The 16,215-nt window shown below is 49.2% G+C and carries 17 protein-coding genes; 16 read left to right on the forward strand and 1 reads right to left on the reverse strand.

From position 1 onward, the window contains the following. Window positions 1-2 precede the first annotated feature (2 nt). The 15 genes from fabK to ARB69_RS00220 all read left to right on the forward strand — a co-directional run bounded on the left by fabK (window position 3) and on the right by ARB69_RS00220 (window position 13,904). Entirely contained in the window at window positions 3-941 is a 939-nt protein-coding gene (fabK, locus tag ARB69_RS00150) for an enoyl-[acyl-carrier-protein] reductase FabK (RefSeq protein ID WP_050641846.1), read from the forward strand. Next, on the forward strand, window positions 934-1,854 hold the full coding sequence (gene fabD / locus ARB69_RS00155; protein ID WP_050641845.1) for an ACP S-malonyltransferase: 921 nt from the start codon (window positions 934-936) through the stop codon (window positions 1,852-1,854). Before fabK ends, fabD begins: the two co-directional genes overlap by 8 nt. Further along, window positions 1,848-2,588, forward strand: coding sequence for a 3-oxoacyl-[acyl-carrier-protein] reductase (gene fabG, locus ARB69_RS00160; RefSeq protein ID WP_055149870.1), 741 nt, complete (start codon window positions 1,848-1,850; stop codon window positions 2,586-2,588). The genes fabD and fabG overlap by 7 nt, the downstream gene beginning before the upstream one ends. A gap of 12 nt (window positions 2,589-2,600) precedes the next feature. After that, on the forward strand, window positions 2,601-3,839 hold the full coding sequence (gene fabF, locus ARB69_RS00165; RefSeq protein ID WP_050641843.1) for a beta-ketoacyl-ACP synthase II: 1,239 nt from the start codon (window positions 2,601-2,603) through the stop codon (window positions 3,837-3,839). Between the two features lie 24 nt (window positions 3,840-3,863). Beyond that, window positions 3,864-4,364, forward strand: coding sequence for an acetyl-CoA carboxylase biotin carboxyl carrier protein (gene accB, locus ARB69_RS00170; RefSeq protein WP_055149873.1), 501 nt, complete (start codon window positions 3,864-3,866; stop codon window positions 4,362-4,364). 72 nt (window positions 4,365-4,436) lie between these two features. Then, entirely contained in the window at window positions 4,437-4,868 is a 432-nt protein-coding gene (fabZ, locus tag ARB69_RS00175) for a 3-hydroxyacyl-ACP dehydratase FabZ (RefSeq protein ID WP_050641841.1), read from the forward strand. Between the two features lie 15 nt (window positions 4,869-4,883). Continuing rightward, window positions 4,884-6,218, forward strand: a complete 1,335-nt coding sequence (locus tag ARB69_RS00180) for an acetyl-CoA carboxylase biotin carboxylase subunit (protein WP_055149876.1) — start codon at window positions 4,884-4,886, stop codon at window positions 6,216-6,218. A gap of 89 nt (window positions 6,219-6,307) precedes the next feature. Continuing rightward, window positions 6,308-8,005: an acetyl-CoA carboxylase carboxyl transferase subunit gene (locus ARB69_RS00185; RefSeq protein WP_055150099.1), complete on the forward strand. Its 1,698-nt coding sequence runs from the start codon at window positions 6,308-6,310 to the stop codon at window positions 8,003-8,005. Window positions 8,006-8,028: 23 nt separating this feature from the next. After that, entirely contained in the window at window positions 8,029-9,078 is a 1,050-nt protein-coding gene (locus ARB69_RS00190; protein WP_050641839.1) for an NAD(P)H-dependent flavin oxidoreductase, read from the forward strand. A gap of 49 nt (window positions 9,079-9,127) precedes the next feature. Further along, on the forward strand, window positions 9,128-9,574 hold the full coding sequence (locus ARB69_RS00195) for a MarR family winged helix-turn-helix transcriptional regulator (protein WP_050641838.1): 447 nt from the start codon (window positions 9,128-9,130) through the stop codon (window positions 9,572-9,574). A gap of 127 nt (window positions 9,575-9,701) precedes the next feature. Beyond that, window positions 9,702-10,295 (forward strand): DUF6465 family protein, encoded by a 594-nt coding sequence (locus ARB69_RS00200; RefSeq protein WP_055149879.1) that lies wholly within the window; start codon window positions 9,702-9,704, stop codon window positions 10,293-10,295. 1,051 nt (window positions 10,296-11,346) lie between these two features. Continuing rightward, complete coding sequence (locus ARB69_RS00205) at window positions 11,347-12,027, forward strand: DUF6320 domain-containing protein (RefSeq protein WP_050641836.1); 681 nt, start codon at window positions 11,347-11,349, stop codon at window positions 12,025-12,027. 24 nt (window positions 12,028-12,051) lie between these two features. Continuing rightward, window positions 12,052-12,435: a DUF6483 family protein gene (locus tag ARB69_RS00210; protein WP_050641835.1), complete on the forward strand. Its 384-nt coding sequence runs from the start codon at window positions 12,052-12,054 to the stop codon at window positions 12,433-12,435. Window positions 12,436-12,477: 42 nt separating this feature from the next. Next, on the forward strand, window positions 12,478-13,062 hold the full coding sequence (locus tag ARB69_RS00215; RefSeq protein WP_050641834.1) for an HD domain-containing protein: 585 nt from the start codon (window positions 12,478-12,480) through the stop codon (window positions 13,060-13,062). A 113-nt stretch (window positions 13,063-13,175) separates the two neighbouring features. Continuing rightward, complete coding sequence (locus ARB69_RS00220; RefSeq protein WP_050641833.1) at window positions 13,176-13,904, forward strand: NAD-dependent protein deacylase; 729 nt, start codon at window positions 13,176-13,178, stop codon at window positions 13,902-13,904. Between the two features lie 146 nt (window positions 13,905-14,050). On the opposite strand, the gene ARB69_RS00225 is transcribed toward ARB69_RS00220, so the two are convergent. Beyond that, complete coding sequence (locus tag ARB69_RS00225; protein ID WP_050642741.1) at window positions 14,051-14,911, reverse strand: class I SAM-dependent methyltransferase; 861 nt, start codon at window positions 14,909-14,911, stop codon at window positions 14,051-14,053. 487 nt (window positions 14,912-15,398) lie between these two features. On the opposite strand from ARB69_RS00225, the gene yedF reads away from it, so the two are divergent. After that, window positions 15,399-16,025 carry a sulfurtransferase-like selenium metabolism protein YedF gene (gene yedF / locus ARB69_RS00230; RefSeq protein ID WP_050641832.1) on the forward strand — a complete coding sequence of 209 codons (627 nt, stop codon included), beginning with the start codon at window positions 15,399-15,401 and terminating at the stop codon, window positions 16,023-16,025. Window positions 16,026-16,215: the final 190 nt, after the last annotated feature.

Raw genomic sequence — 16,215 nt, forward strand, 5'->3', positions numbered from 1 at the left:
GTATGAAGACGAAAGTAACCGAAATATTAGGAATTGAATATCCGATTATCCAGGGTGGAATGGCATGGGTTGCTGAACATCATCTTGCAGCCGCCGTATCAGAAGCTGGCGGACTTGGGCTGATTGGAGCGGCGAGTGCGCCGGCAGACTGGGTACGGGAACAGATCAGGGAAGCCAAAAAGATTACAACGAAGCCTTTTGGCGTAAATATTATGCTGATGAGTCCTTACGCGGACGAAGTGGCAGAAGTGATTGTGGAGGAAGGCGTTAAAGTCGTTACAACAGGCGCCGGTTCTCCTGAAAAATATATGAAGATGTGGAAAGAGGCGGGGGTTAAGGTGATTCCGGTCGTTGCCTCTGTTGCACTTGCTAAACGAATGGAACGCTGCGGGGCGGATGCTCTGGTAGCGGAAGGTACGGAAGCCGGCGGGCACATTGGTGAGAATACCACCATGGTTTTAGTTCCGCAGGTTGCGGATGCGGTGAGTATCCCGGTGATTGCCGCAGGCGGCATCGCGGACGGCAGAGGAATTGCGGCGGCATTTATGCTGGGTGCGCAGGCCGTGCAGATGGGGACTCATTTTGTGGTTACGAAAGAATCTGTTGTTCATGAAAATTATAAAAAATGCATTATTAAGGCAAGGGATATCGATTCCCGGGTTACAGGCCGTTCAACCGGGCATCCGGTGCGGGCCCTGCGAAACCAGATGACGAAGACCTACCTACAGAAGGAACAGGAGGGAGCCTCTTTTGAGGAGCTGGAACTGCTGACACTGGGCGGGCTGCGCAAGGCGGTTGTGGAAGGCGATGTGATAAACGGCAGTGTAATGTCCGGCCAGATTGCGGGCATGGTGAAGGAAGAGTTGTCTTGTACGGAACTGATTCAAAAGCTGGTGAGAGAGACAGACGGCCTGATTGGAGGAAAAGGGTTTTATGAGTAAGACGGCATTTATATTTCCCGGACAGGGCGCACAGAAGGCCGGTATGGGGAAAGACTTTTATGAACAAAGTGAAACGGCAAGGATGCTGATCGATCGGGCATCGGAATTGCTGGATATAGATATGAAAGCGCTGTGTTTTGAAGAAAATGACCTGCTGGATCAGACCGAATATACCCAGGCGGCGCTGGTTACGGTCTGCCTGGCTATGGAAAAGGTACTGGAAGAGCGGGGGCTTAAGCCCGATGTGACGGCGGGACTAAGTCTGGGTGAATACTGTGCAGCAGCAGCAACCGGCGGAATGTCGGCAGAGGATGCTATTGTCACGGTTCGCAAGCGGGGAATCCTTATGCAGAATGCGGTTCCTGATGGAAAAGGCGCTATGGCGGCTGTTCTTGGATTATCTGCATCCGATATTGAAGCGGTACTAGGAGGTGTGACAGGAGTCAGCGTTGCAAATTATAATTGTCCGGGACAGATTGTGATAACCGGATGGAAGGAAAGCGTGGATCAGGCGGCGGAGGTTTTGAAAGAAGCCGGAGCAAAGCGCGTGCTTCCGCTGAATGTGAGCGGCCCATTCCATTCGCCTATGCTTGAGGAAGCAGGGAAGAAGCTGGCAGAGGTGCTGGAGCATGTTGAACTGCATCCGATGCAGATCCCTTATGTGACAAATGTAACGGCAGCGTATGTTCGTGATATTGGCCAGACAAAGGCTCTTTTGGCAAAGCAGGTTGCGTCGTCCGTTCTCTGGCAGCAGAGTGTGGAGGCGATGATTGCGGACGGCGTTGACCGGTTTGTAGAAATCGGGCCGGGCCGGACGCTGGCTGGATTTATGAGAAAGATCAGTAAAGATGTAAAGGTATATAATGTAGGAACGTGGGAAGATGTAGATAAGGTGGTTCAGGAATTATGTTAGAAGGAAAAGTAGCGGTTGTTACTGGTGCATCCAGAGGAATTGGAAGGGTTGTAGCCCTGAAACTAGCCTCTCAGGGCGCGGTGGTTGTGATTAATTATAATGGCTCTGCGGGGCGTGCAGACGAAGTAAAAGATGAGATAGAGAAGACTGGCGGGAAGGCAGAGACGATGCAGTGCGACGTATCCGATTTTGGCGCCTGTGAGAAGTTTATAAAAGAAGTCATTGCAAAGTTCGGCCAGATTGACATTCTGGTCAACAATGCAGGGATTACGCGTGACGGACTGCTGATGAGAATGTCCGAGGATGATTTTGATGCGGTGCTGGATACGAATCTGAAAGGTACGTTTCACTGTATTCGTTTTGCCTCCAGGCAGATGATGAAGCAGAGAAGCGGCCGGATTATCAATCTATCCTCTGTTTCAGGCGTGATGGGAAATGCAGGGCAGGCGAATTACTCCGCCTCAAAAGCAGGGGTAATCGGGCTTACGAAAGCCGCTGCCAGGGAGCTGGCATCCAGAGGCGTGACGGTGAATGCGGTTGCGCCGGGATTTATTAATACGGAAATGACGGCAGAACTTTCTGAAAAAGTAAAGGAGGGGGCTGCAGCGCAGATTCCTCTGGGGAGTTTCGGGGAGCCGGAGGATATTGCGGAAGCGGTTGCATTTCTGGCTTCTGAAAATGCCGGTTATATCACGGGGCAGGTCCTGTGTGTGGACGGCGGAATGGCGATGTAGAAGGAGATCAGTATGAAAAGAAGAGTAGTAGTAACCGGGCTGGGGGCAGTGACTCCGATCGGGAATACGGTAGAGGAATTCTGGAGCGGCATCCGCAGCGGGAAGGTGGGCATTGGGCCTATTACAAGGTTTGACGCTTCTGAGTATAAAGTACAGATTGCGGCGGAGGTAAAGGATTTCGTGGCAAAAGAGCGCATGGATTTTAAGGCGGCTAAGCGTATGGAAGCATTTTCCCAGTATGCTGTTGCGGCGGCAAAAGAGGCGTTCGTGGATGCGGGAATCGATATGGAGGCAGAAGATGCGTACCGGGCGGGCGTAATCGTGGGATCCGGTATCGGAAGCCTTCAGGCAGTGGAGCAGAATTATACGAAAATTGTGGAAAAGGGACCGAGCAGGGTGAACCCGCTGATGGTTCCGCTTATGATATCCAATATGGCGGCCGGAAATGTGTCGATACAGCTGGGGCTGAAAGGGAAGTGCACGAATGTCGTGACGGCCTGTGCTTCAGGAACAAATTGTATCGGAGACGCTTTTCGTGCAATTCAGTATGACGACGCGGACATTATGGTGGCAGGTGGAACGGAAAGCTGCATCTGCCCTACCGGAGTGGCCGGATTTTCCGGGCTGACCGCACTATCCACCTCTGCAGACCCCAAACGGGCGTCGATCCCGTTCGACAAAGAGAGGGACGGATTCGTTCTGGGCGAGGGTGCGGGAATCGTAGTACTCGAAGAGTTGGAGCATGCAAAAGCGAGGGGCGCGGAGATCTATGCGGAGCTGGTGGGTTATGGTTCAACAGGAGATGCATACCATATTACATCGCCGCAGGAAGACGGCGAAGGAGCCGGCATGGCGATGAAACTAGCGATGAAAGAGGCGGGCGTGGAGCCGGAAAAGATTGATTATATCAATGCCCACGGGACCAGCACCCACCACAACGATTTATTTGAGACCCGGGCCATCAAATATGCGCTGGGAGATGCGGCAAAAGACGTTGTCATCAACTCTACAAAATCCATGATAGGACATCTCCTCGGTGCGGCCGGCGGTGTGGAATTCGTCGTGTGCGTAAAAAGCATCACGGACGGTTTTATCCATCAGACGGTGGGAACCACAGAGACAGATGAGGAATGCGACCTGAATTATGCAGTAGGTGCGCCCATAGAAAAAGACGTGAATTATGTACTGACCAATTCCCTTGGTTTTGGGGGACATAACGCAACTTTATTAGTTAAGAAGTATGAAGCATAGTGCGCCGCACAAAAAGGAGGCAGCATGAAAATAGACGAGATATTACAGTTAGTGGATGCAGTTTCAAAATCCACGCTGACAGAATTTAAATATGAGGAAGGCGCAGTGAAGCTTTCTCTCAAAAAAACGATAAAAACGGTTCCGGCTGAAGCCGCGCCAGAGCCTGTATTAACAATCCAGGCTCCGGCAGCCCCGAATCAGCCAGCTTCATCCCCGGCAAATCCGGCTCCGGCGGCCGCCGCGGCACCGGATCCGGCCGGAGAGGAAACAGTATCTGCCCCGGCAGCAGAGGGCAAAATAGTAAAATCACCTTTAGTCGGTACATTCTATGCGGCACCGTCAGAAGATGCCGCCCCCTTCGTAAATATAGGGGACAGTGTAAAAGAGGGCCAGGTATTGGCAATCGTAGAGGCCATGAAGTTAATGAATGACATCGAGAGCGATTATGCAGGAACCGTGGCAGAAGTACTGGTAGAAAATGGCGATACAGTAGAATATGGACAGCCGTTGTTTGTTATAAAATAGTCAATCAAGGTCAAGGGGGTCAGACCCCTCTGCAGAGGGGTCTGACCCCCTTTTCAAGAAAGAAGGTTAAGCGTGAACAGATTAGATATTAAACAGATCCAGGAGATTATTCCGCACAGACATCCATTTCTTCTTTTGGATTATATTGAAGACTATGAGCCCGGCAAATATGCGGTTGGGTATAAATGCGTGACATACCGTGAGGACTTTTTTAAGGGCCACTTCCCGGAACATCCGGTTATGCCCGGCGTTCTGACGCTGGAGGCATTGGCACAGGCAGGCGCCGTTGCCATATTGAGCGTAGAGGAAAACAGAGGTAAAATCGCATTCTTTGGAGGCATTCAGAAATGCAAATTCAAAGGTATGGTATATCCGGGAGATAAGCTGAAGCTGGAGACTACGATTATCAAGCAGAAGGGCCCCGTGGGAGTAGGCCAGGCAGTTGCTTCTGTGGATGGTAAAGTTGTAGTAACGGCAGAGTTGACATTCATGGTTGGAAATTAAGGAGATGTGCAAGTTATGATTGAAAAGGTATTGATTGCAAACCGGGGAGAAATTGCAGTACGCATTATCCGTGCCTGCCGCGAAATGGGAATCGAGACAGTGGCAGTCTATTCTGAAGCCGACAGGGAAGCCCTGCATACACAGCTGGCGGATGAGTCGGTCTGCATTGGTCCGGCTCCTTCTGCGCAGAGCTATCTGAGTATGGAAAGTATCATAAGCGCGACCCTTGTATCCGGTGCGGACGCAATCCATCCGGGGTTCGGTTTCCTGTCTGAAAACAGTAAATTTGCGGAACTGTGCGAGCAGTGCAATATAACATTTATCGGCCCAGAGTCTAAAGTGATTAAAAAAATGGGAAATAAACAGGAAGCCAGAAATACGATGACAGCAGCCGGTGTACCTGTGATCCCGGGGAGCACCGAACCGATTTACGATGCAAAAACAGGTGCTGCCGCGGCTGATCAGATTGACTATCCTGTCATAGTCAAGGCGGCCCTTGGCGGCGGCGGAAAAGGCATGCGGGTGGCGGAAACCCCGGAAGATTTTGAGAACAGTTTCAACACGGCACAGAAAGAAGCCCAAATGGCCTTTGGGGACGGCACCATGTATATCGAGCATTTTGTCCAGCATCCCCGGCACATTGAGTTCCAGATACTTGCGGATAAACATGGAAACGTCATCCACCTTGGTGAACGCGACTGTTCCGTACAGAGGAACCACCAGAAAATGATAGAGGAATCCCCGTCCATTGCTCTTACCGAAGAAATGCGGAGAAACATGGGGGATGCAGCAGTCAAAGCCGCAAAAGCAGCGGGCTACACGAATGCAGGTACAATAGAATTTCTGCTGGAAAAAAGCGGGAGCTTCTATTTTATGGAGATGAACACAAGGATCCAGGTAGAACACCCAGTAACAGAGTGGGTAACCGGAATTGATTTAATAAAAGAGCAGATCCGCATTGCAGACGGCGAAAAGCTGCGCTATGCTCAGGAGGATGTCAAAATAACCGGGCACGCCATAGAATGCCGTATCAACGCGGAAAACCCGAAGAAGAACTTCCGCCCGTCACCAGGAACGATTACGGACATGTACCTCCCGGGAGGGAAAGGCGTGCGTATAGACGCTGCCATATACAGCGGATATACGGTGACCCCATATTATGATTCCATGCTTGCAAAACTGATCGTACACGCAGGAAACCGAAAAGAGGCGATCCGCAAGATGCGCAGCGCACTGGGAGAGATCATCATCGAGGGGATCGACACAAACGTAGACTATCAGTACGAAATATTACACCATCCAGATTTTGAGTCTGGTGATATAGACATCGAATTTATAGAAAAAATGTAAAGCGGCATATCAAGATTATCAGAATTGTCAGAAAAAGGTTCGCAAAGGGGTCAGACCCCTATGAAGTGACCCCCATGAAGGAGCTGTTTATGAAGTTACAGAATATGTTTAAGAAGACGAGCAGAAAGAGTTATATTTCTCTGAACGAGTCTAGGCCAGAAGTCCCGGAGGGGCTTCTCAGAAAATGTAATAAATGCGGCGCGGCTATTATTGCGGAGGATGTTAAGCAGGGCTTCTATATCTGTCCGAAGTGCCGCGGCTACTTCCGCGTCCACGCGTACAGAAGGATAGAGATGCTGGCGGATGAAGGATCCTTCGAAGAGTGGGACAGGGAAATGACGACGAAAAATCCTTTGAACTTTAATGGGTATGAGGAGAAGATAAAAGCACTTCAGGAGAAAACAAGGCTGGAAGAAGCTATTGTTACGGGGAAGGTAAAAATAGAAGGCATGCCGGCCGTGGTCGGCGTATGTGACGGCCGGTTTCTCATGGCGAGCATGGGTGAGGCAGTGGGCGAGAAGATCGCCCGTGCAGTGGAGCGTGCAACAAAGGAAAAGCTTCCCGTTATTATCTTTGCCTGTTCCGGCGGCGCAAGAATGCAGGAGGGGATTGTATCCCTGATGCAGATGGCTAAGACATCGGCGGCTCTGAAACGGCACAGCGATGCGGGGCAGCTGTATATATCTGTTTTGACGGATCCGACTACGGGCGGTGTAACTGCCAGCTTTGCGATGCTGGGTGATATCATTTTGGCAGAACCCCACGCACTGATCGGATTTGCCGGCCCCCGTGTTATTGAACAGACCATCGGGGAAAAGCTGCCCAAAGGATTTCAGCGTTCAGAATTTCTACTGGAACATGGTTTCATAGACCGTATCGTTGCGCGTGAAAACATGAAACCAGAATTGGCGGAGATACTTCGTCTGCACAGCGGTGATGCTTGTATAGAGCGCTTGGCGAAGGTGAGAAAGGAACACACAATCCAGGTCGGCAGGGGCAAGAAAGCGCGCAGTGCCTGGGACCGTGTTCAGATATCCAGAAGGAAAGACCGTCCGGTGGGTTCTGATTACATTGAAAATCTATTCGATCACTTCATAGAATTACACGGAGACAGGTGTTACAAGGACGACAAGGCAATCACAGGCGGGATTGCATATTTTGCGGGCAGCCCGGTGACCGTGATCGCACAGGCAAAAGGAAGAAACACCAGGGAAAACATAGAACGCAACTTCGGTATGCCGTCCCCCGACGGCTACAGAAAAGCGCTGCGCCTGATGAAACAAGCGGAGAAATTCGGCCGTCCGGTCATCTGCTTTGTGGATACCCCGGGCGCATTCTGCGGCCTGGAGGCCGAAGAACGCGGGCAGGGAGAGGCAATTGCCAGAAACCTGTTTGAAATGTCCGGGCTGAAAATTCCGGTTCTGTCCGTGGTAATCGGTGAGGGCGGAAGCGGCGGAGCTCTCGCAATGGCAGTTGCCGACGAGGTATGGATGCTGGAAAATTCCGTATACTCCATACTCTCCCCGGAAGGATTTGCCAGCATTTTGTGGAAGGACAGCAAACGCGCCAGCGAGGCCGCCGAAGTCATGCGGCTGACGGCGGATGACCTGCTGCGGCTCCAGATCATCGAACAGGTCATACCGGAGCCGGAACATTATACACAGGAGAAGCTTGAAGAAGTCTGCGCCGTACTGGAACCGCACATGAAGAAATTCCTGGAAAAGTATACAGCTTTTTCCGGGGATGAGCTGACCGAAAAACGCTACAGACGATTCAGAAAGATGTAAATGAAAAGAGAGGTCATGTAAATATGAGTCCACTTAAAATTGGCGAAAAGACGGCCAGGGTGCCCCTGATACAGGGCGGTATGGGGGTAGGAATCAGCCTGGGAAATCTGGCGGGGACAGTTGCGAAGGAGGGAGGAATGGGCATTATTTCGACGGCCCAGATCGGCTTTCGGGAGCCGGACTTTGACGCGGACCCGTCAGGTGCAAATCAGCGGTCCATTCGGAAAGAAATGGAAAAGGCAAGGGCTATTTCGCCTGACGGCCTGATCGGATATAATATCATGGTAGCTCTTAGGGACTATAAGCAGCATGTCGCAGCCGCCGTGGAAGCCGGTGCGGATCTGATCATATCCGGTGCAGGCCTGCCCACAGAACTGCCGGCTCTGACTGCGGGAAGCCCCGTAAAGATTGCGCCCATAGTATCCACAGAAAAGTCTGCTAAAGTGATTCTGAAATACTGGAGCAGAAAATACCACAGGACTGCTGACCTTGTTGTAATTGAAGGTCCGAAGGCAGGCGGCCACCTTGGGTTTAAGAAAGAGGAACTGGACTTTTATTCTCCCGAGAAGTATGAAGAGGAGATCACCAAAATCATAGAGACAGTCCGAGGCTTCGCAGAAGAATACCATATGGAAATACCGATCATTGCAGCCGGCGGGATATTTGATGCGGAAGATGTACGGCGCGTCATGGCTTTGGGAGCGGACGGAGTTCAGGTTGCATCCAGATTTGTGACGACACAGGAGTGTGATGCTGATATCCGTTATAAAGAGGCATATCTCAAGGCATCCAAAGAAGACATTGTAATCGTGAAAAGCCCTGTGGGCATGCCGGGGCGCGCAATCTTGAATCCGTTTATGAAACGTGTTATGCTAGGGGAGAAGATTGAGCATACTCCATGCCACAGATGCCTGGCCAGGTGCAATCCCGCGGAGATTCCGTACTGCATCACGGACAGTCTTATACGGGCGGCCAGAGGAGACGCAGAGGAAGCATTATTGTTCTGCGGCGCCGAAACATACAGGCAGAACCGCATGGAAACCGTAAAAGAAGTTATAGATTCTTTGTTTTGAGTGAATACGGCTCAGTAATATGCGATACAGAGAAAGGAGCACAGCATCTGTGAATGCACACGAGACCATCAATGATATACTGGTTCATTTGTTTAATGAAATTTGGGAATTAGAGGAAGAGGCAATTATAACAGATGAGTACAAAGATATCAGCAATAATGACATGCATATCATAGAGGCCATCGGGCTTGGGGAAGACAGCACCATGTCCGCGGTAGCCAGGAAACTCGGCATCACAGCCGGGTCTCTTACGACGTCCGTCAACAGCCTTGTGAACAAAAAATACGTGGTACGTGAAAGAAGTGAATCCGACAGGCGTGTAGTCTATATCAGGCTCACAGAGAAGGGCAGAAAAGCATTTTACCACCATAAGGATTTTCACACGCAGATGACAGATGCCGTCATTCAGAGCCTGGATGAAAATGAAATTCCGATTCTGTTAAAGACTCTGGAAGGCCTTGCAAAGTTTTTCCGTGGGTATAAGGATGAACAGTAACCTTTTTAGTGACTATGGAAAAGTTTTTTTGACGTTTGAGAAAAAATGAGGTACAATACACCTTGTAGCAAAAAAACGTTCATGTTGAAGTCTAAATACTTGATTGTTTTAGCAGGAGGGAGCAAGTATGGCACCAAGGAAAACAACAAAGAAACCAGTAACCACAAAACCAGCGGCAGAAGAGGCTGCAGAGTTATCTGTAGAAGCAGCCGGGACAGCAACTGCAAAAGCTGAGGCTACAAAAGCAGCGGTACCGGGAGAAGAAAAGAAGGAAACAGTAAAGCCAGAGGCTGCAAAAAAAAATGCTGTTAAAACCGAGGCAATTGAGACGAAAGCAGGAAAGGCAAAGGCGATCGAGACAAAGAAAGATACGACAAAAGCCATTGAAACAAGAGCAGCTGTTCTCAAAGATCCTGAACCTGTTACAGAAGAACCAAAGAAAACAGCGGCAAAGAAGGCCGCACCTAAGAAGGCCACAGCAAAAACAACTGCTGCGAAGAGAACCACAAAAAAAGCAGAGTTAAAGACAGAGTTGTTCCTTCAGTTCTCAGGAAAAGAATACTCAGAAAAAGAAGTACTTCAGAAAGTGAAAGATGTATGGACTAAGGAACTGAAGAATAAAGTGGGCGATATGAAAGACGTAAAGATCTATCTGAAACCAGAAGAATTTGCGGCATATTACGTAATCAACGGGGACACTACCGGAAAAGTGGACTTGTAGAATTGCCGGGGATTTGGGTGGGGGCGCAAAATGAAGGGATAGCCGCCAGCCTCCTAAGGGCATACATGCCGTTCCGTATTGCGGACGCAGACCTAAGAAATTCTAAGAAGCAGCCAGCCGCGGAAGTGGGGCACAGATGGCACATCACGAGAAATCCGATGATTTCTCGCGCTGGGCCATCCGCTTTTATGATTCGGAATCATAAAAGCTCCCCACTTTCGCGGCTGTCTGCTTCTAAGAATTTCTAAGGCCTGCTTTAGCAGTACGGAACGGCATGTATGCCCTTAGGAGGCTAGCGGCTATCCCTTCATTTTGCTGGGCGCATCCAATCGGTAAAAAAGCGCGTCAATTGGGGCGCTGCGTAACGGGGGAAGCGTATGAATTCGCTTGGTGATACGAAATAAATTCGGTACATGGTAAGGACAAGGCGTTCATGTACTTACAGTGTAACTGTTTATACTTCTGTCAGGCCGCACTCTTCCCATTGGTAAACAAATGGAGATTTTATGTTCCGCCAAGCGAATCAATACGCTGCTCCGTTTCAGCGCCTCCCCAGGTGACAACCTTCCTCCGATTGGATGCACCCAGCGAAATTAAGAGAGCACCGTAAGCCTCCCAATTGCACCTATGCCGTTTAGAAGTGCTAAAGCGGACCTTAGAAATTCTTGGAAGCCGACAGCCGAAAAAGTGGGGAAATTTTGTGATCACCGAATCACAAAATTAGGCGACCCAGCGCGAGAAATCATCGGAATTCTCGTGATGTGTCGCCTGTGCCCCACTTTTTTGGCTGTTGGCTTCCTAGAATTTCTTAGGTTCGTGTCCGCACATCAAAACGGCATAGGTGCAATTGGGAGGCTTACGGTGCTCTCTTTATTTCGCGCCCCCACCAGCCGACAAGTCTAAAGCTTGTCACCTACTACTGCGTATTCTTAATGGCAATCTCAGGAAGAGTGTGGTAAAATTGCAGTTAGAAGATAGGTTTTTGAAGAATTATTTATTGATGATATTTTTGAATCAGATATAAAGCACAGAAAAACGGGGGAGTAAAAAGATGAGAACAGAGAACAGCGGCAGTAACAAAAAAGACAGTGAAAAAGGAAGGCATCCTGCCGTTAAACTATATCTGCGTATTATGCTGGCACTTTATGGGGTGGCCGTACTCACGTGCCTGATCTGCAATCTGGTTATTGAGCACAGACTTTCCTGGTTTTACATTGTCCTGTTTTCAATCGGGATCGCTTTTTCAGTCACGATCCTGCCGGTACTTGTAAAAAAGCACAGAGTCATTCTGCCGGCACTCGGTGTTACGCTTTTTACATTTCTGCTTCTGTACGCGTGTAACCTTTATACAGGAGGGGACTGGTTGTATCGGTATGCATTTCCTATCGCGGCATTTCCGGTTGCTGCAGTCTGGCTGATGATTCTTACGGCAAAGATAAAGGGAATGAACTGGTATTTTAAATCTGCGTTTATTTCACTTTTGGCAGGAATACTAATTATGACACTGAATACATGGGTTGACGCTGTGCTGAGCGGAAAAGATAATCTTGTAAAAACGTTTGTATTGAAGTTTAATCCCACGGATACGGGGTATTTAGTCAATACATTGATCGGGATTTGTTTTGCGGCATATTTCTTTATTGGAATATGGCTTGGCATATCAAAGAGGGAGAAAAACAGACAAAGATTAAACGAAGCAGATGCCTCCGAACAGCAGGAGGAGGGGGAGTAAGCAGCGGGGAAAAGAGGTGCTGATATGGAATTTGAACAGGATTATATTATGAGGATGATAAAGGGGGAAACAGCGGCCCTGGCGCGGATTATATTTCGAAAGACAAGTCCGCAGTATGAGCTTCCGGAGGAAAATAAATATACGGCAGCGGATGATCTGTTTGCCCGTCTGGTAAGAATGGCGGATGCAGGAGCGGTGAATAAGGCGGAAAATATGCTGTACCAGGAACTGGATCAGTCGGATCAAACTTATCTGGAAATGGGAATTGGATTTTATCATCATCTGAACGAATACGGGGATGATTTTCTGGCCCAAAACGATTATACAAGAGAAGAGATCGGCGAGGGGATCAGGCAGCTGCTTGCGGAGTACGGAATGGATTCTCTGGATGAGATACTTGAGATCTAATGTATTACATGTAATGAATATAGAAGAAAAGAGGTTGGAAAAATGACAAGATTGGAGCAGCAGATTCAGTTTATCAGGGAGATCGATAAGGTGAAAAATATTTACCGGCAGACCTACCTGGCAGACGGCCGGAGAAAGGAAAACGATGCGGAACATTCCTGGCACATTGCGCTGATGGCAGTGCTTTTGCAGGAGTATGTGCCGGATGCAGATGCGGCCAGGGTGATGACCATGGTTCTGATTCACGATCTGGTTGAGATTGATGCAGGAGATACCTATGCGTATGATTCCGCAGGGGCAGAGACGAAACGTGTCAGGGAAGCGGCAGCGGCGGACCGGATATTCGGTCTTCTTCCGGAGGAACAGGGGCAGGAGTTCCGCAGGTTGTGGGAGGAGTTTGAGGAGTATGAGACTCCGGATGCGAAGTTTGCCCATCTGCTGGATAATTTTCAGCCGCTGCTGCTCAATGATGCATCCGGCGGAAAAAGCTGGGCGGAGCATAAGGTGAAAAAGTCACAGATTTATAAACGGAATCAGAAAATAGAGGAAACCTCGGAAGATATATGGAAATGTATGCAGGCGATTGTACAGGAGCATATTGAGAAAGGAAATGTGATAGACAGATAGCGCATCCGATATCGGCCATAACCCATGAATGCAGAGACGGCGGTGCCCGTTAGTATGCATGTTTACGTGGCTGTTGCAAAATGGAGCCGGTGTGTGAATCAGGAGGTATCAGAATGTACGAAAAGGAAATAGAACTGCTTCAGAAAATAATAGATGACAGCGGTAACATTGTGTTTTTTGGCGGTGCAGGAGTATCCACAGAGAGCAATATTCCTGATTTTAGGAGTGCTGACGGTATTTACCATCAGAAATACAAATACTCTCCGGAACAGGTAGTAAGCCACAGCTTTTTTATGGAGTATACAGAAACATTTTACGACTTTTACAAGGAAAAAATGATGATATTAGATGCGCTGCCCAACCCTGCGCATCTCAAACTGGCAGAGCTGGAACAGGCGGGAAAGCTGAAGGCTGTGATCACACAGAATATTGACGGCCTTCATCAGGCTGCCGGCAGCCGGACTGTCTTCGAACTCCACGGCAGCATCCACAGGAACTACTGCATGAAGTGCGGGCGTTTTTACGATGCGCAGTTTGTCAAGAACTCCGACGGTATACCGCGCTGTGAATGCGGAGGTATCGTCAAACCGGATGTGGTGCTGTACGAGGAAGGTCTGGATTCCAGGACAATCCAGGGGGCGGTAGGTGCAATTACCGAGGCAGATACCCTTATTATTGGAGGAACCTCGTTGGTAGTTTATCCGGCCGCGGGATTCATCGATTATTTCCGTGGAAGGCATCTGGTTGTAATTAATAAGTCAGAGACTGCAAAGGCCGTCCGGGCTGAGCTAAACATATCCGCACCCATTGGGCAGATATTGGGTGCAATTACAGTGCAGTAATCATTTCACCTATGAATGCATATGCAGGGAAGATTCACGAAGAACAGCAGCCCGCCAGAACGTCCGGTTCCGGCGGGCTGACTTATATGTCAGTATTCTTTACTTGTACAGATGGGGCACAAGCCCTGAAAATCTATTCAAGGGGTTTACGTTCTTTCCCAGCGTCCCGATGCGCCGCAGGGCAGCACCAGCCCGTTTGAGCTTACAGGAAGCCCGATTTCCTGGGAGTCTACGGTTCCGTTCCAGGCTTTGAGCTCGGTGGAGATCATATATGTCAGGACGGCCGGGGCCAGTCCGGTGGTATAGGAATTAACCAGGAAGAATACCGCATCCTTTGACAGGATCTGGGTGCAGAGCCTGATCAGCGGATGGATCATATCCTCAATCTTCCATACCTCCCCTTTGGGACCTCTTCCATAGGAGGGAGGGTCCATGATAATGGCATCGTAAGTATTGCCGCGGCGGATTTCCCTTTCCACGAACTTCACACAGTCGTCCACGAGCCAGCGGATCGGAGCTTCGCCCAGTCCGGAGGATGCCGCATTTTCCTTTGCCCAGCCAACCATGCCTTTGGAGGCATCCACATGGGTAACCTGTGCGCCGGCTGCCGCTGCTGCCAGCGTAGCGCCGCCCGTGTAAGCAAAAAGATTCAGCACCTTTACTGTCCGGCCTGCGTTTCTTATCTTATCGGAGAACCAGTCCCAGTTCACGGCCTGTTCCGGGAATAGCCCTGTGTGCTTAAAATTAAAAGGTTTCAGGTTAAAAGTAAGTTCCCCGTAATGAATCTGCCACTGATGGGGCAGATCAAAGAATTCCCATTCCCCGCCGCCCTTTTTACTGCGGTGATAGTGCCCGTTTGGTTTCTTCCAGCCCTTCTGTGTCTTAGGCGTGTCCCAGATGACCTGGGGATCCGGGCGAATTAAAAAATAATCCCCCCAGCGCTCCAGCTTTTCTCCCATGGAACAATCTATGACCTCATAATCTTTCCAGTTATCTGCAATCCACATGATTTTTATCTTATCCTTTCTTTCGGAAACTGCCTGTTTAAAATTCCAAAACAAGCGGAAAACTACACATATCATCTCATAAATGCATAAAATTATCAACATGGATTTTCGGATATTATTATCATAACAGAAACAGATCGCAACAGTTCAGACAGGCCTGAACTGTTACGCATCCAGCCCATTGAAATTCGCCTGCGGCGAAGGGGGCTGTGCGCCGGCGGCGTACGTTTAACACGGACCGGAGCAAAGCGGAGACAGGATGCGATGCCTGCAATCATCATGTTTTCGTACGGTCTGTGCAGTAAATGCACAGACCTGTCTGAACGGTTACAACAGATCGTTCGACAACATAGTAGCATCGGGACAAACAAACAGATGTTGACAATAAATATTGTTTACTCAAAGCCAAGTCAGTGATAGAATATATCTATAAATAACTTCAAAGGGGTCAGACCCCTTTGCACTGATTTCGAAAGGAGACACTATTATGATAACGGTTAATGCAATAGGAGACGCCTGCCCCATCCCTGTCATAAAGACGAAGAAGGCTCTCCAGGAACTGGAAGGCCCTGGAGTTCTTGAGGTATTGGTAGATAATGAAATTGCCGTCCAGAATGTAACAAAGCTGGCATCCAGTTCCGGAGCCGGGGTAAGTTGGGAAAAAACCGGAGAAAAAGAATATCGGATTGCCATTAAAAAGGAAGGCGGTGTTTTGCAGCAGGAACAGTATGAGAAGCAGGAACAGCAGAAAGAGGCCGTGTGCTGCACGGACAGCAGTGGCGGTACAATAGTTGTAGTATCTTCAGACCGGATGGGAGAGGGAAATGATGAATTGGGAGAAGTGTTGATGAAAGGCTTTATTTTTGCCGTGTCACAGCTCGAGGAACTGCCCCGGACAATCCTTTTCTACAATGGAGGAGCCAGGCTTACTGCGGAAGGTTCTGATTCCCTGGAGGATTTGAAAGCAATGGAAGCCCAGGGCGTACAGATTATGACATGCGGTACATGCCTGGATTATTACGGGCTGAAGGAAAAGCTTCAGGTAGGAAGCGTGACCAATATGTACACGATTGTAGAGACCATGAATGGAGCGCAAAAAGTGATCCGTCCCTAAAAAATAGAGTTTCTGAGAGTGCGCAATACTAGAGTGTGTCTGAAAATTCATTGCCGCAAGATGCTGCCCCACTTCACGGTCTATTTACTGCCAAATCCAGAGGGCGTAGCCCACTACGCTTCCTGTATTTGGCAGTAAATACCCCGCAAACTGGGACAACATCTTGCAACAAGCAATTTTCAGACACGCT

Origin of the sequence: Faecalicatena contorta (assembly GCF_001404335.1) — a bacterium.
Lineage (GTDB): Bacteria > Bacillota > Clostridia > Lachnospirales > Lachnospiraceae > Faecalicatena > Faecalicatena contortus_B.